General features: G+C 46.9%; 20 protein-coding genes. 19 read left to right on the forward strand and 1 reads right to left on the reverse strand.

Going from position 1 to position 23172, the window contains the following annotated elements; translation table 11 throughout:
• Positions 1-4: 4 nt before the first annotated feature.
• Complete coding sequence (locus tag IKW96_RS09500; protein WP_296573722.1) at positions 5-307, reverse strand: hypothetical protein; 303 nt, start codon at positions 305-307, stop codon at positions 5-7.
• Between the two features lie 216 nt (positions 308-523).
• Between IKW96_RS09500 and IKW96_RS09505 the strand changes: the two genes are divergently transcribed.
• The 19 genes from IKW96_RS09505 to plsX all read left to right on the forward strand — a co-directional run bounded on the left by IKW96_RS09505 (position 524) and on the right by plsX (position 23168).
• Positions 524-1906, forward strand: a complete 1383-nt coding sequence (locus tag IKW96_RS09505; protein WP_296573725.1) for a TrkH family potassium uptake protein — start codon at positions 524-526, stop codon at positions 1904-1906.
• Between the two features lie 24 nt (positions 1907-1930).
• Entirely contained in the window at positions 1931-2569 is a 639-nt protein-coding gene (locus IKW96_RS09510) for a TrkA family potassium uptake protein (RefSeq protein ID WP_296573728.1), read from the forward strand.
• A gap of 56 nt (positions 2570-2625) precedes the next feature.
• Positions 2626-3543 carry a CorA family divalent cation transporter gene (locus tag IKW96_RS09515; RefSeq protein ID WP_296573731.1) on the forward strand — a complete coding sequence of 306 codons (918 nt, stop codon included), beginning with the start codon at positions 2626-2628 and terminating at the stop codon, positions 3541-3543.
• 234 nt (positions 3544-3777) lie between these two features.
• Positions 3778-4785, forward strand: a complete 1008-nt coding sequence (locus IKW96_RS09520) for a hypothetical protein (protein ID WP_296573734.1) — start codon at positions 3778-3780, stop codon at positions 4783-4785.
• 128 nt (positions 4786-4913) lie between these two features.
• Positions 4914-5378 carry a VanZ family protein gene (locus tag IKW96_RS09525; RefSeq protein ID WP_296573736.1) on the forward strand — a complete coding sequence of 155 codons (465 nt, stop codon included), beginning with the start codon at positions 4914-4916 and terminating at the stop codon, positions 5376-5378.
• Between the two features lie 526 nt (positions 5379-5904).
• Positions 5905-6759, forward strand: a complete 855-nt coding sequence (locus IKW96_RS09530) for a leucine-rich repeat domain-containing protein (RefSeq protein WP_296573738.1) — start codon at positions 5905-5907, stop codon at positions 6757-6759.
• A 220-nt stretch (positions 6760-6979) separates the two neighbouring features.
• Positions 6980-9001: a glycosyl hydrolase gene (locus IKW96_RS09535; RefSeq protein WP_296573741.1), complete on the forward strand. Its 2022-nt coding sequence runs from the start codon at positions 6980-6982 to the stop codon at positions 8999-9001.
• A gap of 47 nt (positions 9002-9048) precedes the next feature.
• Entirely contained in the window at positions 9049-11799 is a 2751-nt protein-coding gene (locus IKW96_RS09540; protein ID WP_296573743.1) for a glycoside hydrolase family 9 protein, read from the forward strand.
• A gap of 200 nt (positions 11800-11999) precedes the next feature.
• Positions 12000-13946 carry a BspA family leucine-rich repeat surface protein gene (locus tag IKW96_RS09545; protein ID WP_296573746.1) on the forward strand — a complete coding sequence of 649 codons (1947 nt, stop codon included), beginning with the start codon at positions 12000-12002 and terminating at the stop codon, positions 13944-13946.
• A 186-nt stretch (positions 13947-14132) separates the two neighbouring features.
• Positions 14133-14495, forward strand: coding sequence for a hypothetical protein (locus tag IKW96_RS09550; protein WP_296573748.1), 363 nt, complete (start codon positions 14133-14135; stop codon positions 14493-14495).
• A gap of 56 nt (positions 14496-14551) precedes the next feature.
• Positions 14552-15214: a stage II sporulation protein R gene (locus tag IKW96_RS09555; RefSeq protein ID WP_296573751.1), complete on the forward strand. Its 663-nt coding sequence runs from the start codon at positions 14552-14554 to the stop codon at positions 15212-15214.
• A 203-nt stretch (positions 15215-15417) separates the two neighbouring features.
• Positions 15418-15942, forward strand: a complete 525-nt coding sequence (gene infC / locus IKW96_RS09560) for a translation initiation factor IF-3 (protein ID WP_295085117.1) — start codon at positions 15418-15420, stop codon at positions 15940-15942.
• Positions 15943-15955: 13 nt separating this feature from the next.
• Complete coding sequence (gene rpmI / locus IKW96_RS09565; RefSeq protein ID WP_019678115.1) at positions 15956-16159, forward strand: 50S ribosomal protein L35; 204 nt, start codon at positions 15956-15958, stop codon at positions 16157-16159.
• A gap of 70 nt (positions 16160-16229) precedes the next feature.
• Complete coding sequence (gene rplT / locus IKW96_RS09570; RefSeq protein WP_294753896.1) at positions 16230-16583, forward strand: 50S ribosomal protein L20; 354 nt, start codon at positions 16230-16232, stop codon at positions 16581-16583.
• Between the two features lie 126 nt (positions 16584-16709).
• Complete coding sequence (locus tag IKW96_RS09575; protein WP_296573754.1) at positions 16710-17498, forward strand: RNA methyltransferase; 789 nt, start codon at positions 16710-16712, stop codon at positions 17496-17498.
• A 54-nt stretch (positions 17499-17552) separates the two neighbouring features.
• On the forward strand, positions 17553-18764 hold the full coding sequence (dprA, locus tag IKW96_RS09580; protein ID WP_296573759.1) for a DNA-processing protein DprA: 1212 nt from the start codon (positions 17553-17555) through the stop codon (positions 18762-18764).
• A gap of 12 nt (positions 18765-18776) precedes the next feature.
• On the forward strand, positions 18777-20858 hold the full coding sequence (gene topA, locus IKW96_RS09585; RefSeq protein WP_296573761.1) for a type I DNA topoisomerase: 2082 nt from the start codon (positions 18777-18779) through the stop codon (positions 20856-20858).
• Positions 20855-22183 (forward strand): methylenetetrahydrofolate--tRNA-(uracil(54)-C(5))-methyltransferase (FADH(2)-oxidizing) TrmFO, encoded by a 1329-nt coding sequence (trmFO, locus tag IKW96_RS09590; RefSeq protein WP_296573763.1) that lies wholly within the window; start codon positions 20855-20857, stop codon positions 22181-22183. The genes topA and trmFO overlap by 4 nt, the downstream gene beginning before the upstream one ends.
• A complete protein-coding gene (gene plsX / locus IKW96_RS09595) occupies positions 22161-23168 on the forward strand; it encodes a phosphate acyltransferase PlsX (protein ID WP_296573766.1) in 1008 nt (335 codons plus the stop codon). The genes trmFO and plsX overlap by 23 nt, the downstream gene beginning before the upstream one ends.
• Positions 23169-23172 lie beyond the last annotated feature (4 nt).

Genomic DNA, 23172 nt, shown 5'->3' on the forward strand with positions numbered 1-23172 from the left:
ATATTTAATTCAGAAGCTCTACTTTAAGGGATATAAGGGTCGTATGATAAGATTTGCAGCTTGTGAGGAGGTTTAGAACTGCACAGACTGTGAACATTGTAAAGGAAAGATGAACACCGCCCATAACAGATGTTCCGAGTGTGTTAAGAATTTTATGACACTCGGCAAGTTCTGTACAAACAGAACATTCCTCGCTTGTGCAGACATGATTTGAATGCAGGATAATAAAACATGATGAACTGAAAATGACAAGACTGAATATTATAAGGACTATCCATGAAAAGAATTTTTTTCTGCTGGTTGTCATTTTTTTCACCTCAACTTATTGTTTTTGCGATCATCAGAAATGAAAATGATAATCATTATCAATTTATTATTATATTGAGATAAAGTACTTTTGTCAATATTCGGGTATAATATTCTACATCTTCAACAAAATGATTGTTGCAGCTGATTATGTTTTTGACTATGGCAGACTGCACCTTATAATATCGTATTGCAATATCATCGGAATAGTGCTATAATGAAGTGTATTTATTTGATTATTACTTGTTGGAGAATATGTATGAAAAAAGATAAAACACAGAACGGGATACATAACCGAAATTCATTCCGCGTTATAAGTCTTGGCTTTTTGATACTGGTACTGAGCGGAGCGCTTCTGCTCATGCTCCCCATATCATCACGGGACAGGAGCGTTACGCCGTTTAAGGACACATTGTTCACAGCTATATCGGCTTCATGCGTTACAGGCCTTGTAGTACGTGATACAGCTACACACTGGTCGCTTTTCGGGCAGGCTGTCATTCTTGCACTTATTCAGACAGGCGGTATGGGCGTCATTACAATAGGACTTATGATAACAAGATTGTCAGGCAAAAAAGTGGGACTATGGTTCCGCGGAATGATGCAGGATTCCATATCTGCCCCGAATGTGGGAGGAATACTTCAGCTTACAAAGTTCATTCTGAAAATGACCGCGGCTATAGAGCTTACGGGGGCTGCGCTCCTTTATCCCGTATTCTTCCGCGAATTCGGTGCAGTAAAGGGAATATGGTACTCGGTCTTTCACTCTGTTTCGGCATTCTGTAATGCAGGCTTCGACCTTATGGGCGTAAGGGAGAAATTCTCATCACTGACGACCTTGGGCAGCAACGTTTACGCCAATACTGTAATTATGCTGCTTATTATTATTGGCGGTATAGGTTTTCTCACTTGGGACGACATTGTGCAGTATAGGCTTCATTTCAGGAAATACCGCCTTCAGACAAAGATCGTACTTGTTACATCGGGGCTGCTTATAATCCTTCCAGCCATATTTTTCTTTTTCGCAGAATATGCAAATGAACCCATCAAGGAACGTATCCTTCATTCACTTTTCCAGTCGGTTACGGCAAGAACAGCAGGCTTCAACACATCTGATTTTTCTGAAATGAGCGAGCACGCCGCAATGGTAATGACTGTGCTCATGCTTATAGGAGGATGTTCGGGTTCTACGGCAGGCGGTATGAAAACATCGACGGTTGCAGTGCTTTTCCTTGCTGCACTGAGCGTGTTCCGCCGAAAGAATGATGTCGAGTGCTTTAAGCGGCGTATTCCAGAGGATACTATACGAACAGCAGGAGCGATATTGTTTATGTACTTAACGCTTTTCCTGTCAACGGGAATAGCAATTTCCATGATAGAGTCGCTGCCGCTGACAAGCTGTCTGTTTGAAACAGGCTCTGCACTTGGAACAGCTGGATTGACGCTTGGGATAACCACATCGCTTTCGTTGTCCTCTCATATCATACTCATGCTTCTGATGTTTGCAGGAAGAGTCGGAGGACTGACGCTGATATATGCTGCATTTTCCTCAAACAGCGAAGTTTCAAGACTTCCGCAGGAAAAAATAACAGTCGGATAATAAACGTTAAAAGGAGAAATAACTATGAAATCAGTTTTAATAATAGGCGCAGGTCAGTTCGGTATACATATAGCAAGACGCATGGCAGAGCTTCGATGTGAGACAATGGTGGTAGACAGCGAGGAAGAGCGTATCAACGCGATACTTCCGCTTGCAACCAACGCTCAGATAGGCGACAGTACAAATGCGGATTTCATGCGTTCGCTTGGTATACCCGACTATGACGTATGTATCGTTACTATAAGCGACAGCTTTCAGGACTCGCTTGAGACTACGGCTCTGCTCAAGGAACTCGGAGCACGCAAGGTTATATCCCGTGCCCAGAATGACGTTCAGGAGAAGTTCCTTCTCCGCAACGGAGCAGATGAAACAGTTTATCCCGAAAAACAAACGGCCATACGTCTTGCGACAAAAGCGGCTTCTGACGACATACTTGATGTGTTCCAGCTTGACCACGATATCAATATCTATGAGGTACGTGTGCCTAAGGCATGGAGCGGAAAAACCATAGCTGAACTTGATGTACGCAAAAAGCATCATTTAAATATCATAGCTGTCCGCAAATCCAATCAGCTTGTTGTGCCAATGCCGGATATGGAACTTTCGATCGATGACGCAATACTTCTTCTTGGAAATGTGAAGGATATACAAAAGGCATTCTGACGTAATATACAACAGAATAAAGCGATCGCAGATATTTCTGCAGCAGGAGCATAAATATGTATTACTATATAAAAAATACGCTTGAAAAAGCAAAAAAACTTGATCTCAAAGGAAAGAACGGAAAATTCGTTGCAGTTCTGACATCATTGGAATGGCTCGAAAACAGGGACAAATTCGATATGGGCATCGAAATGGACATCGATCTTTCTATTGTTCATTCCACAAAGGCAGAGGTGAATTACGACTCTCTGACGGGGACTTTTTCTATCCCTGACAGGAAGAACATCTCGGCTCCAAACATAAATTTTGCCTTTGCTCTTGATGAAAAAGGCATTGTTTTTATTGATGACAGCGGCTTTGTTAATGATACCATCAACAATATCATAAGCACCAAGCGCTGGGCAGTTCCAAGCCTTGAACGCTTTATTTTTGATTTTCTCGAGCAGATAGTGTCGCGTGATCAGCTGTTCCTTGAACGGGTCGATAAGGAACTCGATACCATAGAGTCAAATATCCTCGACGGCGAAATAAATGATCCGTCTCAGCTCGTCAGCCGGATTAGAAGCGATCTTCGTGACCTTCGCGTCCACTATGAGCAGCTCCTTGACCTTAGTCAGGAGCTTGAAGAAAATGAGAACAACTTTTTCAATAAAGAGAATACACGCTATTTCCGTTTGTTCAGTCAGCGTGTTTCCAGACTACATGATCTGACGACTTCACTTCGTGAATTCTCCATACAGATACGCGATCTTTACCAGTCTCAGCTTGACATCAAGCAGAATCGTATAATGGCTATGCTTACGGTCATAACTACTATTTTTATGCCGCTGACTCTGATCGCAGGCTGGTACGGTATGAACTTCAAGTATATGCCCGAACTGGAGTACAAAGCCGCATATCCCATTGTTATTGCGGTCAGCATAGTTATTGTTATTGTAAGTCTTATATTCTTCAAAAAGAAAAAATGGCTGTAAACTGGAAACAAATGGGAAGAGTACGACGCAAATAGAACATTTTTTGCAGCCTGCCAAGAGATCTGCTCCGGTAAAAATGATATTAACATGCAGCAGAGGATATTATATGCTCCGGAACGCTGAAAACCAGTTATATTGATGGAAAAAAGGCGTAAAATATGGTGAATTTACATATTGACAAGGGATTAATAATGATATATAATATTAAAAATCACTTTTATAGGGGGGATTTTTATGCCACATTCATCGGGGGGCGGTTCGCACGGCGGCGGATCTCACGGCGGCGGACATGGGGGTTCGCACGGAGGTTCCGGAAGCAGCGGACCGAGAATAAGCAGATCTCGCTTCAGCGGTTCAAGGAGATACGTTACGTACCATAACGGAGAGCCGCGCTACTTTTACGCGAGCAAGAATTTCAACCCGAAATTCGATCCAAAGCGACTGCTTATAGGTATATTCTATATACCGTTTCTGATATTTATTTTTCTGTCGTTCAAGAGCATTATTCCAATAGTTCCGAAGAATTACAACCACAATATCGTTATTACGGACGACGCTGATGTTATCGCGGACGAGTGGGAGCTTAGGGAAAGTCTTGACAGATTTATGGAAAAGACAGGAGTTACTCCGTCGGTCGTCACTGTCTACGACGATATGTGGGCAGGAAAAACTCTTGAAGAATATGCATACGACAGGTATCTGAGTGAATTTAACGACGAAATGCACTGGCTCATAGTGTACTCAAAGCCGAAGATCTATACATCAACGGGCTATGTGGACTGGAAGTGGGAAGGAATGCAGGGCGACGATACCGATCCTGTATTAAAAGAGCGTGAGACCCAGAAGTTCAACAGCTATCTTCAGAGGCTTCTTGAGGACGACACCAAGAACGTTGGAACTTCCATAGCTGAATCTTTTGATTATATAACGAATAGCTTTTCACGTTTCCCTAATCTTTCCGCACTGGTAATGCCGCTTTTTATGCTGGGATTCATACTTTTCCATGCGTATTTCATGCTGGGACTCAATGAGCTGAAATACAGAAAAGCCGTTCCTGCGCCTGAAGAGGGAATAGACGATCCCATTGACGGAGCTTACGGCGGATACGAGATCAAGGACAAGATAGCGGATATTGCTTCTTCAAAAAGTGAGAAAATGTGTCCTTACTGCGGAGGATATTTCTCGTCGAATCTTACAAGATGTCCTCACTGCAATGCGAGGTCGTCGGACGATTATCAATAATTAATAAGCGGATGAGCACTTTTTCGGGCTTATCCGCTTTTTATCTTTAATAAATTTATTTATCTCATATGCGGCTTGCATTTTGAGTAATTATGTGATATCATTACATTATGAAAGGAAATACGTTTATGAAGATAAATATTACCAGACAAAAGACAGGAAAAATAATAGTTGTTTTGTGCTGGCTGCTTATGCCAATATATCTTTTCTTTGTTATCAAGCTGACTTTAAAGGGAAGGCATTCCGCGTACAGGGTGATGGTTATACAGCCGTTTTGGGAATACAGAAAGCTGTATTCATCGACGAGAAAATATTACTGGGTCAAACAGATATTCAATAATATAATCATGCTTCTGCCCTGGGGCTTAATGCTGTCGTTTATTACTGAAAAGGTTCGCAGCGTAAAACGTATGATCATCGCAGGTCTGAGCTTATCGGTTTGCATAGAGATGACTCAGCTTGTAACAAGAAGAGGCATTTTTGAGCTTGACGATCTCTTTAATAATACGCTGGGAGCTCTTTTAGGCTTTGGTGTATATCTTTTGGTCGAAAAGTTCATATTGTCGCATATGCCGGTGGAAAAAAAGGAATAGGACTCATATCGCCGCAGCTCCTGTACAGGAGCTGCGGCTTTGTCTGATAGATAGATTTTCATAGCCCGTTGTATTAGTCTGAAACTGGTTTACAAACAGTATAATATGTGGCTCTGCAATATCATCAAAACGTATAATCGGAAGCTGCATTGCTTGTGTAAATATACGAAATTGCGTTGAAAGCACATATTTTGTATTGACATACAGATAGTAATATGCTATACTATAAACATAGAAGGGGAGGTTCATAAGACCTCAAAAAAAGAGAAATAAGTTATTGAGAATGAACATGGACCAAAGGGGGTTGGATGAGCAGCCGACACATTGCGTGTCGGCTGCTTCGTGTAATGTTATAGTGAGAAATATCCGCAAAAAGTATGGCTTTTCGCCTGCGTTTGCGGATATTTTTTGTATTACGCAGTACGATAAAGCTGAAACTGCATGGTACGGAACGGGAAATGCAGTAAAAAACAGCTGTATATTTGCCGTTTCAGCTGATATACTTGTAATGAAGGAGGCAGCTGAAATGGTAAATTTTTTTCTTATGAACGGGGCGGCTTTCAGCGGTGAAAGCAATGGGCTGCTGTTTTCGGTAGTAAATGGCGAGGCAACTGTTACAGGCTGTACGGGAGAGCCTGAGAGAGTTGTTATTCCCGATTTTTTCGGCTGTTACCCCGTTACTGAGCTTCGTGACAACGCATTCTGTAATTGTGACTCACTGACTGAGATAATTATCTCGCAGAACGTCCGAAAGATAGGGCATCACTGCTTTTATGCCTGTTCGGCTCTTGAAAGGGCTGAGCTTCCCGCGGAGCTCGGAGAAATAGGCGCAGGCTGCTTCTGCGGCTGTACTGACCTTGAAGCCATAGAACTCCCCGAAACGCTGAGATCCCTTCCCGAGTCATGCTTCCGCGCTTGTCTGAGCCTTGAGGAGCTTGATCTGCCGGGCGGACTGGAAAGCATCGGGGAACTGTGCTTTTCTGACTGCGAAAATATGAAAAGTATGGATGTCGGCGGAAATATCAGGAGCATAGGCAGCGGAGCCTTTTTTATGTGCCGCAATCTCAGCAGTATCCGTGTACCGTCTTCCTGTGAAGTGATAGGCACGCAGGCTCTTGGCTATGACTGCAATGGCAACGAACTGATCAAAAATGAGAAATTGGTGATAATCGGCGAGAAGGGCTCTGCTGCACAGAAGTATGCCCGTGAGAACGGTTTTGACTTTTCTGTGCAGGGTGAAGCTGCCGAGGCTTTTGCCGCCGTGACTTCCGAGAGGAAAAGCTTATCGTACGATCAGGGATTTCTGCTTTCGGGAGCTGTTGTGCTTGCGGCTTTTTCAGCTGTTGTCATTCGGTGTTTTATTTTACATAAGCGGAGATGAAATGATAAAATAATTGAGCAAACGAACCCTCTGAACTGACCGTATATTGCACTTTAAAAAAAATCTGCCATTTTGAGTAATGTTTTGAGAAAGCTCTTGCATTTTCAGGAAAAATGTGCTATGATATTTGTGTAGGTATGCGTTAAGTCCGATAATTAAGGTAGGCACTTAAATTATCGGGTTAATATAATTTAATATTATACGATCTGGAGGGATCATATTGAAGAAAGAGATGAAAAAGCGGTCTGCAAGCACTGTGGCGGCTGCTTTTATCGCTGCAACAGCGATGAGTATTCCCTCTGCGCCGAAAGCTCCCGAATCTGCTTCTGCAGCTGACAGCGTTCTCAGGTATGAGTTTGAGGACGGCAAGACAAGCGGCGGAAAGATTCACGCAAACGGAGCTTCTGACGTGAAGATGGAAGATTTTCCTGAGGATACCGACCTTAGCGGCTTCTCGGGAAAAGGTTTTGCGTACCTCGATCAGAAGGGCACTACTCTCAGCATCGAAGCGGACGTTCCCGAAGAAGGGCTCTATGAGATGACGATCTGCTACTGCGAGCCAAGTGATCCGCGCAAAAAGGTCCAGTATCTCAATGTAAACGGAGTTAACCAGGGAGAGCTGACCTGTCCCTACACAAACAAGTTTGCCGAGACCTCAGGCGGCGTGGTCAATCTTAAAAAAGGCAAAAATACCATTGAGCTCAAGGCTTACTGGGGCTACACCTTTTTCGATTACCTCACACTGAAGCCTGCCCCGGAGAAACTCAAAAATCTGTCGCCCACAAGGGAGCTTTCAAATCCAAAGGCTTCCGAAACGACCAGAAGACTCTACAGCTACCTCTGCGACGTGTACGGAAAGCACGTTATCTCAGGCCAGCAGGAGTATTGCGGCGACCATAACTATAACCTGTGGAACAGTCCCGACGTCTTTATCAAGGACAACGAGGCTGAGTTTGAATACATAAAGGAAAAGACAGGCAAGCAGCCTGCTATCAGAGGTATTGACTTCCTCGCCTACAATACCTCGTCTGAATGGCGCGACCATGCTCCCGAGCGTGTTATCGAATGGGTGAACAAATATCATGGCATCGCCACTGTTTCATGGCACTGGAACGTGCCCTGCGAGGAGGGAAGTTCCGAGATCGCATTCTATGTTGAGTCGGCAAATCCCAAGTTCACAACTTTCAGCATATCAAAGGCTCTCGAGGTGGGCACATGGGAAAACAAGGTCATAATGGCTGATATCGAGCTTATCGCAGGCGAGCTCAAAAAGCTCAGAGACGCTGATGTGCCTGTGCTGTGGAGACCTCTCCACGAAGCCGAGGGCGCATGGTTCTGGTGGGGAGCTGAGGGCGCAGAGCCCTGTAAGAAGCTCTACCGTCTGCTGTATGACCAGCTCACCAATGTGTACGGGCTCGATAACCTCATATGGATATGGACGGGCTCTGCTTCGCCCGAAGCTGCCGACTGGTATCCCGGCGACGATGTCGTTGATATCATAGGCTGCGACAAGTACAACTGCATGGACGGACTTCCGAATCTCAGCTCCATATCGTCCACTTTCTACAGTCTCGTGCAGAGCACGGACGGTCAGAAGATGGTAACGATGTCAGAGAACGATTCCATACCGTCCCTTGAGAACCTTGTCAACGACAAGGCAGCATGGCTCTACTTCTGCCCGTGGTATATGACTTACCTGACGAGCGAGCAGAACAATCCCGTGGACAACCTTATCGAGATATACAACAGCGATTACTGTATAACTCTCGACGAGCTGCCCGACATAAGGAGCTATCCCATAAACGGAGGCGGAGATGTCACCGTTACGGTAACGACTGCAAAGCCTGTAACGACGACTTCCACCACTGCCACCACCGCGAAGCCTTCAACTGCGGCTTCGACTTCGTCCGCAGCTACTGCGGCGACTTCCGCAACTACGGCAAAAACTGCTGTAACAACGACTACCACCGTTACAAAGCCCGCCGGAACGACTTCTGCCGCTTCGGAACACTACAGGAAGGGCGACGCCAATTGCGACGGAACTGTTGATATGTCCGACGCAGTACTGATAATGCAGGCACTGGCAAATCCTGACAAATACGGCGTCAATGGCTCTGATTCACACCATATCACAGAACAGGGCCAGTCAAACGGCGACGTTGATACGAGCAGTAAAGGTCTTACTTCAAATGACGCTCTCGAGATACAGAAGTATCTCCTCGGTCTCTTGAAGTGGGAATAATAAATCATTTGCATTCATTGAATCACATCATTAAAAGGGAGGAAAATATGATGGATCACAAAAAGTTTACCGCAGCAGTGATGAGTATCGTTACCGCTGCAAGTTCACTCAGCTTCTGCGCTACATCTGCGATCGCGGCTGACGACGAGGCTGAGCAGCAGTTCTGTGCGCCTATCAGCGAAGTAGTCAAGGACTCGGGTCTTGATATCGACTATGCCCGTGCTCTCCAGTATTCGCTCTACTTCTATGACGCAAATATGTGCGGCGATACTGCTGAAAGGGACAGCCGCCTTTCATGGCGCGGCGACTGCCATACCTATGACGCGCACGTTCCTATGATCCCATGGGACAAGCAGACAAACAAGACAAGCAAGGGCGGTACAAACCTTTCCGAGGCTTTCATGGAGAAGTACAAGGACGTCCTCGATCCTGACGGCGACGGTACCATCGACGTTGCAGGCGGCTTCCACGACGCAGGCGACCACGTTGAGTTCGGTATGCCCGAGAACTATTCGGCTGCTACTCTCGGCTGGGATTACTATGAATTCCGCGACGTATTCAAGAAGCTCGGTCAGGATGACCATATGGAGACTATTCTCCGCCACTTCAACGATTACCTTATGAAGTGTACTTTCCTTGATGACAGCGGCAAGGTAGTTGCTCACTGTTATCAGGTCGGCGACGGTAATATCGACCACGCTATCTGGAACAGCCCTGAGGTCGATACCATGCCCCGTCCTGCATTCTTCCTCACAGCTGACAAGCCGCAGATCGATTATGCTGTATCAGCTTGTGCAGCTCTGGCTATCAACTACCTCAACTTCAAGGACACCGATGCGGAGTATGCAGAAAAGTCACTGAAATATGCAAAGGCTCTCTGGGACTTCACGAATGACGCTATCGAAAACATAGGCGACTCACTCAAGCTCCTTTCTGATAACGCAGACGGTCCGGGTGCATTCTATGGCTCGACAAAGTGGGAAGACGACTACTGCTGGGCTACTGCATGGATGTACCTTGCAACAGGCGATGAGAAGGCGTTTGATTATGCTGTAAAGATATTCGATTACTATGCTCCTTCCGGCTGGTGCTACTGCTGGAACGATATGTGGAGCGGCGCAGGCGTTATGTGGGCTGCTATCAACCAGCAGAACCCCGACCTCGACCTCGTTCAGAAGATCAGAGACGCACAGGGCAAGAACCAGTACGTATTCGACGATTTCTGGGACGATGACTGCGTAGGCAAGTGCCTCAAGACATGGAAGCAGCTCGAGACAAAGGGCGGCTTTGCTTACCTCAACCAGTGGGGAAGCTGCCGTTACAACACCGCTATGCAGATGATCTGCCTCGTTTACGACAAGTACAAGAACAACGGCGAGCCGAGCGAGTGGAGCGAGTGGGCTAAGAAGCAGATGAACTACGTTCTCGGTCAGAACGATGTTACTTATAAGGAAAACTCAAAGCAGACCGTTCTCGCAGGCAGAAACGGCACACACGGTCCGAGAGCATTCATTGTTGGTTATAACGATACAGCTGTAAAGAATCCTCACCACCGTGCAGCTTCGGGACTTCTCATGGCAGAAGACGCTCGTGAGCAGAAGCACATACTCTGGGGCGCTCTCGCAGGCGGTCCTGACGGAAGCGACGGACACAGCGACAGCACAAACGACTGGGTAGAGAACGAGGTAACTATCGACTATAACGCTTGTCTCCCCGGCGCAGCAGCTGGTCTCTATGCACTTTACGGCACACCTGAAATGGCTGTAACTCCCGACTTCCCGCCTGAGGACGAGAAGAGAGTTTACGGCAGCGCTAACGGCGAAGGCGGCGGAAGCGGCTACTGGGTAGAAGCTGTCGGCGTTGATAAGCCTCTCAGCGACGGTGCAGGCACAACACAGATCTCCTTCAAGGTTCTCACAGGCGAAAGCAAGCCTTCAAAGAATATTTCTGTACGCTATTTCTTCAATATCAAGGAGCTCGCTAAGGGCATCGACGGACTCGGCGAAGTTCGTGAGCTCTACGACCAGGCATACACCGAAGACGGCGAGGGCGCAAACGGCGTTCTCACAGGTCCTTTCAAGTACGACAAGGCAGCTGATACATACTACGTTGAGATCACATGGGATGGCTACGTTATTGCCAACTCAGGCAAGAAGTACCAGTTCGACCTCGGTATGTACTACGGCGACGTATGGGATCCTACAAATGACTGGAGCTATGACGGCCTTAAAATAGGCAAGACAGAGGACTTCTTCGCTGTTGACGATCCGCCGGAGACTCGTACAGACCACATCTGTATCTACGACAACGGCGTTCTTGTCGGCGGTATCGAGCCTGACGGAACAGTTCCCGAGGAGAAGCCCAAGGAGACTACAACAACAAAGCCCAAGGCTACAACTACCACAACAACTACTTCAAAGACAACTACTACTTCAAAGGCAACAACAACTTCCACAACGACTAAGGAGAGCAAGACAACTACAACGACCGCAACAACAACTGCTCCCAAGGTTACAACAACTACTGCCAAGTCTGAAAATGAATCGGACAAGACACAGGGTGCAGTAACACTTGCAGGCGACGCAAACTGCGACAAGACAGTTGATATGGCTGACGCAGTACTTATCATGCAGGCTCTTGCTAACCCGAACAAGTACGGAGTTGGCGGTACAGACAGCCGCGCTCTCACAGAGCAGGGCAAGCTCAACGCTGATGTTGACGCAAGCTCAAAGGGACTTACCTCCAACGACGCGCTCAAGATACAGCAGTATCTCCTCGGAATCGTTAAGGCGTTATAATAAAATCGCATAATCTCACAGCTGCCGCTCAGAAAATGGGCGGCAGTTGCTTTTTGCGCGGTATGAATTAAAAAAAGCAATATTTGACTTGACTTTGTCCGCGGCTTATGTTAAAATTTATTCGTTTGCTGAATACTTGTTGTAAAAAGCGATTAGTATTATACGGCTAATAATTTCAATACGGAGTTGGAGATGTTAGAATGAAAAACAGAACGTTCAAAAAAATGGCAGCCGCTGTAATGGCTGTTGCCCTGATAGGCAGCGGAATATCAGCCCCCGCTGCGGATAAAGCATTATTCGGCAGTGTTTTGACTGCAAATGCGGACGAACTTGACGAAATCATAAAAGAAAAAATATTTTATGATGAGGAGAGTCATACGCTAACACTAATAGGTCTTTCAAGTTATGATGACTGGAGTGCGTATAAGAAAAAAGTTAAAAGTGTTCAATTTAGAAATAAAGTTTACCATATTGTAACTCAAAATGTATCTTTCCCTGTAGATAGTTGTGGATTGTTTTCTGGATACAATTGGTTATACACTTTAGATGTTAGTTCAGCTGATACAAGCAGAGTTAAAGATATGTCACTGCTTTTTAATGGGCTTTCATACCTTGATACTCTTGATGTAAGTAATTTTGATACAAGCAACGTTACCAATATGGATAGAATGTTTGCTGAGTGTAGGGGGCTTGAAAATCTTGATGTTAGTTCTTTTAACACAAGTAAGGTTACTAATATGAACCAAATGTTCAGTAATTGCCAAAAGCTCAAGTCACTTGATCTTTCTAATTTTGATACACTAAATGTTACAGATATGTTTGGAATGTTTGAGATGTTCTTTGGCTGTGAAAGTCTTGAAAAACTTGATATTAGTAATTTTGATACAAGCAATGTTACTAATATGTGTGGTATGTTTAACGGACTTTACAATCTTGAATCGCTTGATGTTAGCAAGTTCGATACAAGTAACGTTACAATAATGGCTCGTATGTTTCAGGGATGTAGAAAAATTAAAGAATTGGATGTAAGTAATTTCAATACAAGTAATGTTACGGATATGAATTCAATGTTTGCTGGATGCCAAAATCTCAAATCTCTTGATTTACGTAATTTCAATACAAGTAATGTTACAAAAATGGATGGAATGTTTTTTGGCGATTCAAGCCTTGAATCACTTGATGTAAGTAGTTTTGATACAAGCAACGTAGTATGGATGTCACAGCTGTTTAATCGTTGTTCTTCTCTTAAAGCACTTGATTTGAGCAACTTTGATACGACATCTGTATTATATATTGGGGATATGCTCAAAGATTGTCCAAAACTTGAACCTGATATCAGTACAATTGTCGGCAAAAGCGTTACTCTTGACGGAACAATCGGTGCTAATTTCTTCATTGAACCATGCAAAAATCTTGCAAAGGTTGTTCTCAGCGGTCCTAACGGCGATATAACATATACTGATTTTTCAAAAGTTGCACAGGAGAACGGAACATATAAATTCACATATCCAATTAATGCGACTCAGGCAAATGAAAAGGTCACATTAAAGACATATGACGAAGATGGGCGTCAGCTTATTGTGTGCAAAGCAAGGTATGAGCTTAGCAATCATTCACAGGGCGAAGGCAGCGTACAGGGCTATATTGATGATATCAAAAAGGAAAAGGTATATAAAGAAGACCCTGTAACCACTATTATGGTAAACACCCTCGAAAACTACTGCAAGGCTGCCGAAAACTACTTCAAGGGCACAAAAAACACAGTAAATAAGGTCTCGGAGCAGTTTGCCGTTATCCTTGACAACTATGCACCGACTATCGCAAGCGGCACCGATATCAAGCTTTCTCTTATCCTTGACTCTGAGACTGCTGTAAGGATCTATACAAACGGCTCGGGCGTAAAGATTGACGGACAGGCAGTTACACCATACATGAGCAAGTACGGAAAGTGCTATGAAATTGCAAATATCCCCGCACATCAGCTTATAAATACACACACTCTGACCGTTGACGGCATGGAGTATACATTCAGCCCCATGTCCTATGTTTACCGCGTTATGAACAGCGAAAGCACTGATAAGCTCAGGGAAGCTGCATGGGCAGTATTCCTGTACGCAACTGCTGCTGACGAATACAACAAAAAGTAAAAGTGAGGTAATAACATGAAAAAAGAGTATATTGCTCCCGAAATGGAGATAATCAAGTTCGATTCGGAGGACGTTATCACAGAGAGCCTCTTATCCAGCGATATCGAGCTTCAGCCCAAGTAACGATGTAATGGCAGCCTTCGGGCTGCCATTGTTCGGATATAATTATATTTTCGGAGTTTTATCATGAAAAGAATCATACCTGTTATTTTATTTGCAGCTCTTGCGCTTTGCGGCTGCAAAGACGAGAACGGAAGTACCACGGAGAGCGGTACTGCTCCGGCTGCGACTGCTGCTGCAACGACGGTGAGCACAACTGCTGCTTCTTCGGCGACAACTGCGGTTTCAACAGTTACCGCGACGACTACTTCGACTGTAAGTACTGAAACCACAGCTGCTATCAGTCCCGAGGAAAGCAAGCTCATAGAAGAAGGCATAATCCCACCTGAGGCTGAGGAGATCCATGCAGCGGAGGAGATAACGCAGGCAACTCTGCCTGTTTCCGATGATGACAAGCCCATAGAGCTGCCGATGATACCCATAAGATAAGGAACTGCTGTATAAAGCTGCCATAAGCTGTCAATGATAGCCCTGAGGTGATATTTATGAAAAAGCCCACGGGAGCTGTCATGGCGGCAGGGCTAATACTTGCCATACTTATTTCAAATATGGGGAGCTTTATCAGCGACGGTCGGAGTCTTGATGAGCTTCGGAGCAGCGTTCTGCGGCTGCATATCCTTGCTGACTCGGACAGTGCAAGAGACCAGCAGCTCAAGCTGAAAGTGAGGGACGAGCTTCTGAGGAGTGGCCTTTTCAACGGAGCTGCCGACCTTTCGGAGGCAGAGGCGATAGCCGCTGAGAGCCTCGGAGATATAGAGCGTACTGCGGAGCGTGTACTGCGTGAGAACGGCTGCGGAGACAAGGTAACGGCGGAGCTAGCGGACGTTGAATTTGACGAGCGGATTTACGGCGATATTACAATGCCTGCTGGACGTTACAGAGCTCTCCGCATAAAAATAGGCAGAGCCGGGGGACATAACTGGTGGTGCGTGATGTATCCGCCGCTTTGTCTGCCTGCCGCCTGTGAAGCTGAGGACGGCGGCATAGACGATGACAAGGACGAAGAGGAAAAGCATTTCGACGCTAAGGAACTCGATATACTTAAACATCCGAAAAAGTATAGGGTGAGATTTGCAATTTGGGATAAAATGTGCAGTTTCTTTAAAGACGATACTGTGCAAAATGACAAAAATAAAGAAGTGCCTTGACAATTATCGGAAATGAGTATATAATTATTGAGTAAACAAAGCAGAACTATGCGTTCTCACCGTCGGGCTATGCTGAAACGGTCAATATGTAATGAACTGTCAGTGCTGTTCTTGCGGCAGCTGTGATATATTCAATGTGTATTGGTGAGTGCGGATATTTTCTGCACTCATTTTTGTTTTTAAATTATTTTGCTTGGAGGTGCTTGACTATTAGCAAACAGGAACTGCAGATCAACGAAGAGATAAGAGACAAGGAAGTACTCGTAATTGACGCTGACGGTAAAAAGCTCGGCGTTTTATCCGCCAAAGAGGCTCAGCAGATAGCCTTCGACCAGGATCTGGATCTCGTTAAGATCGCTCCGCAGGCGACACCGCCCGTATGCCGCGTTATGGACTACGGAAAGTATTGCTTCGAGCAGGCTAAGCGTGAAAAGGAAGCAAGAAAAAATCAGAAGGTAGTTTCTATCAAGGAGATCAGAATGTTCTCCACAATAGACACTCATGACTTTGAAACGAAGGTAAATCAGGCTGTCAAATTTTTACAGGGCGGCGATAAGCTCAAGGTCTCGGTAAGATTCCGCAAAAGAGCTATTGCACATCCCGAACTTGGAAGCGAGCTGCTTGATCGCTTCAAGGAAGCAGTTTCTGAGGCAGGCACTGTGGATAAGCCGGCTAAAATGGAGGGACGCAGCATAGTAATGTTCGTTTCGCCAAAGGCCGCTAAGTAAGGAGGATCATATAATGGCAAAGGTAAAGGTTAAAACTCACTCGGGCGCTAAGAAGCGTTTTAAGATTACAGGAAGCGGTAAGGTAAAGTACCAGCACACCAACAAGAGACACAGACTTACTCAGAAGGATACAAAGCGCAAGAGAATTGCTCGTAATGCCGGTGTTGCTGACTGCACAAATGCACCTACTATCAAGAAGCTCGTTCCTTATATGTAATCTGAAGCGGAAATATAGTTCCGTACAGTAAGTGCGATTCCCGTAATTTTAATTTTGGAGGTAAAAGACTATGGCACGTATTAAAGGTGCAATGATGACCCGTAAGAGAAGAAACAAGACTTTAAAGCTTGCTAAGGGCTACTGGGGCGCTAAGAGCAAGCACTTCAAGATGGCTAAGCAGGCCGTAATGAAGTCAGGCAACTATGCATACATCGGAAGAAAGCAGAAGAAGAGACAGTTCAGACAGCTCTGGATCACAAGAATCTCAGCTGCTGCAAAGCTCAACGGCATGAACTACTCAACATTCATGAACGGCTGCAAGAAGGCTGGTATCTCTCTCAACAGAAAGATGCTCTCCGAGATCGCTATCACAGACGCAGCTGGTTTCACAGCAATTGCTGACAAGGCAAAGGCTGCTCTTTAATTCAGATAATAAACACGCTTCTTATTAATTTAAGAGCGTGTTTTTGTTAATTCGTTGGTTCATAATGCGTAATTTGCAGGATATCTGCGATTACGCATTACGAATAATACAGGCGGTGTTGTGCTATTGGAAAACATCATCACTTCAAAAGATAATCCCACAGTCAAGCTGTATCAGAGGCTTTCTTCATCGAAAAAAGAACGGCTTCAGTACGGCTTATTCGTGTTGGAGGGGCAGAGAATAGTAGAGGACGCTCTTCGCGAGGAAAGCGGCATAACTCAGCTCATACTCACGCAGAAAGCGCAGGAGCGCTTCGGCGAAGAGCTTTTACAGGCTGATTTGAGGAGTACAAAAACTATTGTCATTTCAAATGAGCTTGGTAACAGGATTGCTTCAACGGACACTACTCAGGGCGTATTTGCCATGTGCCGCATACCTGTGCAGCGCAGAGTGCGCGATATAGTCAAAAGCGGCGGCAAGTACCTTGTGCTGTTCGGTTTGCAGGACCCGGGAAATGTCGGCATGATGATAAGAACTGCCGACGCTCTTGGTATCGACGGAGTTGTTCTCTCGGGGAGCTGCGATCTGTACAGCCCGAAAGTGATACGTTCTACTATGGGCTCTGTATTCAGGATGAAGATAGCCATCGAAAACGACGCCGACGCGCTTTTTTCGGAGCTTGATGATGTCGGAGCCGTTACTTCGGCGGCAGTAATAGACAAGGACGCGGTACTCGTAACGGATTGCGGCTTTGAGGGGACTCAGGCTGTATTCATAGGCAATGAGGGCAACGGACTACCGCACGATATCGCACACCGCTGTACAAGGCGGATAATAATACCCATGCATGGGAATATCAACTCTCTCAACGCGGCAATGGCCGCAGGTATCCTCATGTGGGAGCTCAGTAAATAATTATGGCTTTTCTGCACTGTATGCGGAAAGAATGTGAAATAAGGGGGCTTGACTGTGGACGAGACAAAATACTGGCTGTGGCTGAATATGGTATTCGGCACCGGCAATCACCGTATATGGGAGGTCATGAGCTTTTACCGCAATGCTGAGAAAGCTTATGTCTCGCTTACCTCGGACAGTCCGGCGGTGAGCCTCAATGAAAATGAAAACAAGAACGTTTTCGGAGTTCCGCTGCATAATGCAGAGGCTTTTCTTGAAAACTGCAGAAAGCGCGGAATAGGCGTGATATGCTACAGCTCACAGGAGTACCCTGCACAGCTCAGACATATCTATAATCCTCCCTCCGTTTTGTATTACAAAGGCAATATCTCATGCCTTCAGACCGACATAACCGTTACCGCTGTGGGTACGCGGAAGGCTGATAACTACAGCCTCAGGGCTGCAAAGGAGGTATGCTCGGAGCTTTCTGCCAGGGGAGCCGTTATAGTCAGCGGCTTTGCAGTCGGCATAGACCTCGCGTGCAGTATGGCTGCCGCGGAGATAGGCAGACCGACAGCTTGTGTTATGGGCTGCGGAGTAGATGTGGACTATCCGAAGCAGAATTTTGCTTACAGGGATACGATACTGGCTGCAGGAGGAGTGTTTATATCGGAATTTCCGCCGGGTACCCAGCCGTATGCTCCGAATTTCCCTAAAAGGAACAGGATACTTGCGGCTCTTGGAAAAGCGGCGGTGGTATTTCAGGCAGGCGCAAAGAGCGGTTCGGTGATAACCGCAAATCTTGCCGCAGGACAGGGCAGAGACGTGCTTTGCCTGCCGCCTGCGGATATATTCAGCGGCGAGTATGCAGGCAATATAAAGCTGCTGCGTGACGGTGCGTTGCCTATGTATGACGCTTCCGACGTAATGGAATGTATTACGGAAAGAAAGGAGCAGTTATCGGTAAGGTATACCGCAAAGGCTGCTTCTTCGGCAGGTAATGACGATGATCTGTCTGCCGCTGACTATATGACGTATGAATCGGATAATATACCTGTGAGACAGGAGCGGACTGCTACGGAGCAGAAACGCACCGAGCTTCCCGACGACCTGTCAGAACAGCAGAAGCGTATAGCCGAAGCTCTTGGAAACGGGGCGCTCCACGCAGACGAGCTGGCTCAGGGCCTCGGGCTCGACCCGTCGGAGCTTATGACCGAGCTCACAGAACTCGAAATATTCGGCGTTGTCCGTTCGCTTCCGGGCAAAATGTTTGAACTTATAAAGTAAGGGGAAAATCCAATGTCAGATTTAGTTATAGTAGAGTCGCCTGCAAAGGCAAAAACTATTCAGAAATATCTTGGTGCAGGCTACGAGGTCATTGCTTCAATGGGGCATGTCCGCGACCTGCCCAAGTCAAAAATGGGCGTTGACAAGGATAACGATTTCAAGCCGCAGTACACCGATATGAAGGGCAAGGAGGACGTTATCAAGGAGCTCAAAAAGCGCGCAAAGAAGTGCGACAAGGTTTACCTCGCAACCGACCCTGATCGTGAGGGAGAGGCTATATCATGGCATATAGCGCAGATGCTGAAGCTCGACATGAACGACAACAACCGCGTTGCTTTCAACGAGATCACCAAAACAGGCGTTAAAAACGGTATGAGCAATCCCCACAAGATAGATGTTGACCTTGTAAATGCTCAGCAGGCAAGGCGTATCCTTGACAGGCTTGTGGGCTATGAGCTCAGTCCGTTCCTGTGGAAAAAGGTTAAAAGAGGTCTCTCGGCAGGACGAGTACAGTCTGTAGCTGTCCGCCTTGTAGTTGACCGTGAAAACGAGATAAGAGCTTTCGTTCCCAAGGAGTACTGGTCTATCGACGCAAAGTTCACGGCACCTTCGTCGAGAAAGGTATTTGACGCCGCTCTCGTAGCGGTTGACGGCGAGAAGCTTGAAATAGCAAATCAGGCAGAATCTGACGATCTGCTCAGAAGACTTGAAAACGCTGAGTATACAGTAACCTCGGTAAAGAAGCGCGTTACCAAGAAGCAGCCTGCGCCTCCGTTCATAACTTCGACTCTCCAGCAGGAAGCCTCCCGTAAACTCAGCTTCAGTGCAAAGCGCACCATGAAGGCTGCACAGGAGCTTTACGAAGGTGTCGATGTACAGGGAGTAGGCGCTGTGGGTCTTATCACATACATGAGAACCGACAGCCTGCGTATATCCGACGAGGCAAAGAAGGCTGCCGCTGATTATATCGGAACTGTTTACGGCAGAGATTATCTGCCTCCCGAGCCGAGAAGCTTCAAGACAAAGAGCAACGCTCAGGACGCTCACGAAGCTATCCGTCCCTCTACTCCCGAGCTTACTCCCGAAAGAGTAAAGTCCAGTCTCAGCGCCGATCAGTATAAGCTTTACAAGCTCATATGGGAGCGCTTCATCGCAAGTCAGATGGCGAACGCCCTCCTCGACACAGTTTCCGCAGATATAGAAGCGAACGGCTGTACATTCAGAGCTTCGGGCTATTCCGTAAAGTTTGACGGCTTCATGGCGCTGTATGTCGAGTCCACAGACTCTGAGGACGGTACGAAGAAAATGCTGCCCGAGCTCAAGGCTGACGACAAGCTCAAGCTCAAGTCGATTTCGGGCAACCAGCACTTTACACAGCCACCTCCGCGATATACGGAAGCTTCGCTCATAAAGGCGCTGGAAGAAAACGGCATAGGCAGACCAAGTACCTACGCTCCAACAATTACAACTATCACGGCACGACGCTATGTCGAGCACGAGGGAAAGGCTCTCAAGCCCACAAATCTCGGCGAGGTCATCACGGAGCTGATGAAGGATCACTTCAAGAAGATAGTCGACGCCAAGTTCACAGCCGAAATGGAAAACAACCTCGATGAGGTCGAGCACGGCGAAAAGAACTGGGTAAGCACTCTCCGCGAGTTCTACGACGACTTCTCAAAGACCCTGAAACAGGCGGAAGAAGCTATGGACGGCAAGCGCGTGAAGGTACCCGACGAGGAGACCGACGTGGTATGCGAGCTCTGCGGAAGGAATATGGTCATAAAGTACAGCAAGTACGGAAAATTCCTTGCCTGTCCCGGATTCCCCGAGTGCAAGAACACCAAGAAGATAGTTACCGAGGCGGACGGAAGCTGTCCGCGCTGCGGAAAGAAAATGCTGCTGAAAAAGTCAAAGAAGGGCAGGAGCTTCTACGGCTGTGAGGGATTCCCCGATTGCAGCTTCATGACATGGAACGTTCCGACTCCCGAGCTGTGTCCTCAGTGCGGCAAGACCCTCTTTATGAAGGGCGGAAAATCAGGAAAGCTCGTCTGTGAGACAGAGGGCTGCGGCTATGAAAGAGAGCTGAAGAAATGAGCGTATGCGTAAACGTTATCGGCGCAGGACTTGCAGGCTGCGAAGCTGCATGGGCAGTCGCCGGGGCAGGGATAAACGTAAGGCTTTACGAAATGAAGCCCGAAAAGTTCTCTCCTGCACATAAATACGGTGGTTTTGCAGAGCTTGTCTGCTCGAATTCTCTGAAAGCGGCAAGATTAGAGTCAGCCGCAGGGCTTCTCAAATACGAAATGGAGCTTCTCGGTTCTCTTACAGTTCCCTGTGCAAAGGCGAATGCCGTTGAGGCAGGCGGAGCGCTTGCAGTTGACCGCGAGAAGTTCTCCGACGCAGTTACGGAAAAGATAAAAAGCCACCCTCTTATTGAAGTCATAGGCGGCGAAGTGACGTCGCTCCCCGAGGGACCTGTCATTATCGCCACAGGACCGCTCACGCAGGGGGCTATGGCTGATATAATAAAGGAGCTCTGCGGCGAGGGGCTCAGTTTTTATGACGCTGCCGCTCCTATTGTTACTGCCGAGAGCATAGATATGGAAAGAGCGTTTTTTGCTTCGCGCTATGACAGAGGCGACGCCGACTACGTGAACTGCCCCATGAACAAGGAGGAGTATCTTGCCTTTTACAATGCGCTTATCGGAGCCGAAAAGGTGCAGCTCAAGGATTTTGAGACCCACCCATTCAGCGTTTATGAGGGCTGTATGCCTATCGAGGAGCTTGCTTCACGAGGAGTGGACACCATGCGTTTTGGTCCCATGAAGCCTGTGGGCATAGACGATCCCCGCACGGGCAGAAGGCCTTATGCGGTGGTTCAGTTAAGAAAGGAGAACCGCGAGGGAACTCTTTTCAATCTTGTGGGCTTTCAGACAAATCTTAAATTCGGCGAGCAGAAGCGCGTATTCTCAATGATACCCGGGCTTGAAAACGCTGAGTTCATGCGCTACGGCGTTATGCACAGGAACACTTTTATCAACAGTCCCGAACTTCTCAACAGTGACTTCTCCATGAGGAGCCGCCCGGAGATATACTTTGCGGGACAGATAACAGGCGTTGAGGGCTATATGGAAAGTGCGGCAAGCGGACTTATTGCCGGTATAGCCGCATCAAGGAAAATAAAGGGACTTGAGCCCGTTCAGCTCCCTGCCGATACCATGACGGGAGCGCTGTCACGCTATGTGAGCGATCCGTTCAACAGCGGCAGTTTCCAGCCAATGGGTGCAAATATGGGAATACTTCCCGATATCGGCGTAAGGATAAAGGATAAAAAGGAACGCTACGGCGCATATGCCGAACGTGCGGTAAAGTCGCTGAGAGGAGAGCTTGAGAGAATTGGCTTTAAAGGTAATAGTTGACGCTTTCGGAGGAGACAATGCTCCTCTGGAAGTGATAAAGGGCTGCGAAAGGGCAGTCCGTGAGCTTGATGTTGATATCATACTCACAGGCAGGGAAAAGGAGATAAGGGACTGCGCCGCAGAAAACGGCATAAGTCTCGACGGTATAGAGATAGTCCATACCGATGATGTTTTTGATATACATGAGGAGCCGAAGGAGATAATCAAGTCGGGGAAGAATTCCTCGATGGCAGTAGGACTCGGACTTCTTGCGGAGGGCAGGGGCGACGCCTTTGTTTCGGCAGGAAGCACGGGAGCTCTCGTTATGGGAGCTACCTTCATCGTCAAGCGTATCAAAGGCATTAAACGGATAGCGCCGTCGCCTGTCATGCCTGCGGACAAGGGCAGCTTCGTGCTTGTGGACGCAGGTGCGAATACGGAGTGCCGCCCCGAGATGCTTGTACAGTTCGCAATAATGGGAAGCGCCTACATGGAAAAGGTAATGGGCGTCAGGGAACCTAAGGTGGCATTGCTGAACATAGGCACCGAAGAGACAAAGGGCAGAGAGCTTGAGATAGAAGCCTACAAGCTCCTTGAAAAGTCGGGGCTGAACTTCGTGGGCAATATCGAGGCAAGAGATATGCCGAAGGGCGAGGTTCAGGTAGTCGTTACGGACGGCTTCACAGGAAATATCGCACTTAAACTCTACGAGGGCATGGGAAGCTTTTTCTCAAAAAAGGTGAAATGGCTGTATTCGGGGGCAGGAAAGATCGGTGCTCTGCTCTCGCTGAAAAAGATAAAGACATTCCGCAAACAGATGGACTACAAGGAAGTGGGCGGTTCGGCGCTTTTAGGCGTAAAAAAGCCTGTTATCAAGGCGCACGGAAGCTCGGACGGTACGGCGTTCTTCAATGCTGTAAGGCAGGCGAAGCGCTGTGTTGAGGGTAATGTCGCAGGAGTGATAGAGAATTACGTATCTCGTATCGAAGCTGCGGACGAGGAGTGATACT

The organism is Ruminococcus sp. (assembly GCF_017549005.1).
GTDB lineage: Bacteria > Bacillota > Clostridia > Oscillospirales > Ruminococcaceae > Ruminococcus.

What these genes read in the sequence shown, in the direction of transcription:
- IKW96_RS09500 (WP_296573722.1), bottom strand. Translation starts at nt 307, where the DNA reads ATGACAACCAGCAGAAAAAAATTCTTTTCATGGATAGTCCTTATAATA.
- IKW96_RS09505 (WP_296573725.1), top strand. Translation starts at nt 524, where the DNA reads ATGAAGTGTATTTATTTGATTATTACTTGTTGGAGAATATGTATGAAA.
- IKW96_RS09510 (WP_296573728.1), top strand. Translation starts at nt 1,931, where the DNA reads ATGAAATCAGTTTTAATAATAGGCGCAGGTCAGTTCGGTATACATATA.
- IKW96_RS09515 (WP_296573731.1), top strand. Translation starts at nt 2,626, where the DNA reads ATGTATTACTATATAAAAAATACGCTTGAAAAAGCAAAAAAACTTGAT.
- IKW96_RS09520 (WP_296573734.1), top strand. Translation starts at nt 3,778, where the DNA reads ATGCCACATTCATCGGGGGGCGGTTCGCACGGCGGCGGATCTCACGGC.
- IKW96_RS09525 (WP_296573736.1), top strand. Translation starts at nt 4,914, where the DNA reads ATGAAGATAAATATTACCAGACAAAAGACAGGAAAAATAATAGTTGTT.
- IKW96_RS09530 (WP_296573738.1), top strand. Translation starts at nt 5,905, where the DNA reads ATGGTAAATTTTTTTCTTATGAACGGGGCGGCTTTCAGCGGTGAAAGC.
- IKW96_RS09540 (WP_296573743.1), top strand. Translation starts at nt 9,049, where the DNA reads ATGATGGATCACAAAAAGTTTACCGCAGCAGTGATGAGTATCGTTACC.
- IKW96_RS09545 (WP_296573746.1), top strand. Translation starts at nt 12,000, where the DNA reads ATGAAAAACAGAACGTTCAAAAAAATGGCAGCCGCTGTAATGGCTGTT.
- IKW96_RS09550 (WP_296573748.1), top strand. Translation starts at nt 14,133, where the DNA reads ATGAAAAGAATCATACCTGTTATTTTATTTGCAGCTCTTGCGCTTTGC.
- IKW96_RS09555 (WP_296573751.1), top strand. Translation starts at nt 14,552, where the DNA reads ATGAAAAAGCCCACGGGAGCTGTCATGGCGGCAGGGCTAATACTTGCC.
- rpmI (WP_019678115.1), top strand. Translation starts at nt 15,956, where the DNA reads ATGGCAAAGGTAAAGGTTAAAACTCACTCGGGCGCTAAGAAGCGTTTT.
- rplT (WP_294753896.1), top strand. Translation starts at nt 16,230, where the DNA reads ATGGCACGTATTAAAGGTGCAATGATGACCCGTAAGAGAAGAAACAAG.
- topA (WP_296573761.1), top strand. Translation starts at nt 18,777, where the DNA reads ATGTCAGATTTAGTTATAGTAGAGTCGCCTGCAAAGGCAAAAACTATT.
- trmFO (WP_296573763.1), top strand. Translation starts at nt 20,855, where the DNA reads ATGAGCGTATGCGTAAACGTTATCGGCGCAGGACTTGCAGGCTGCGAA.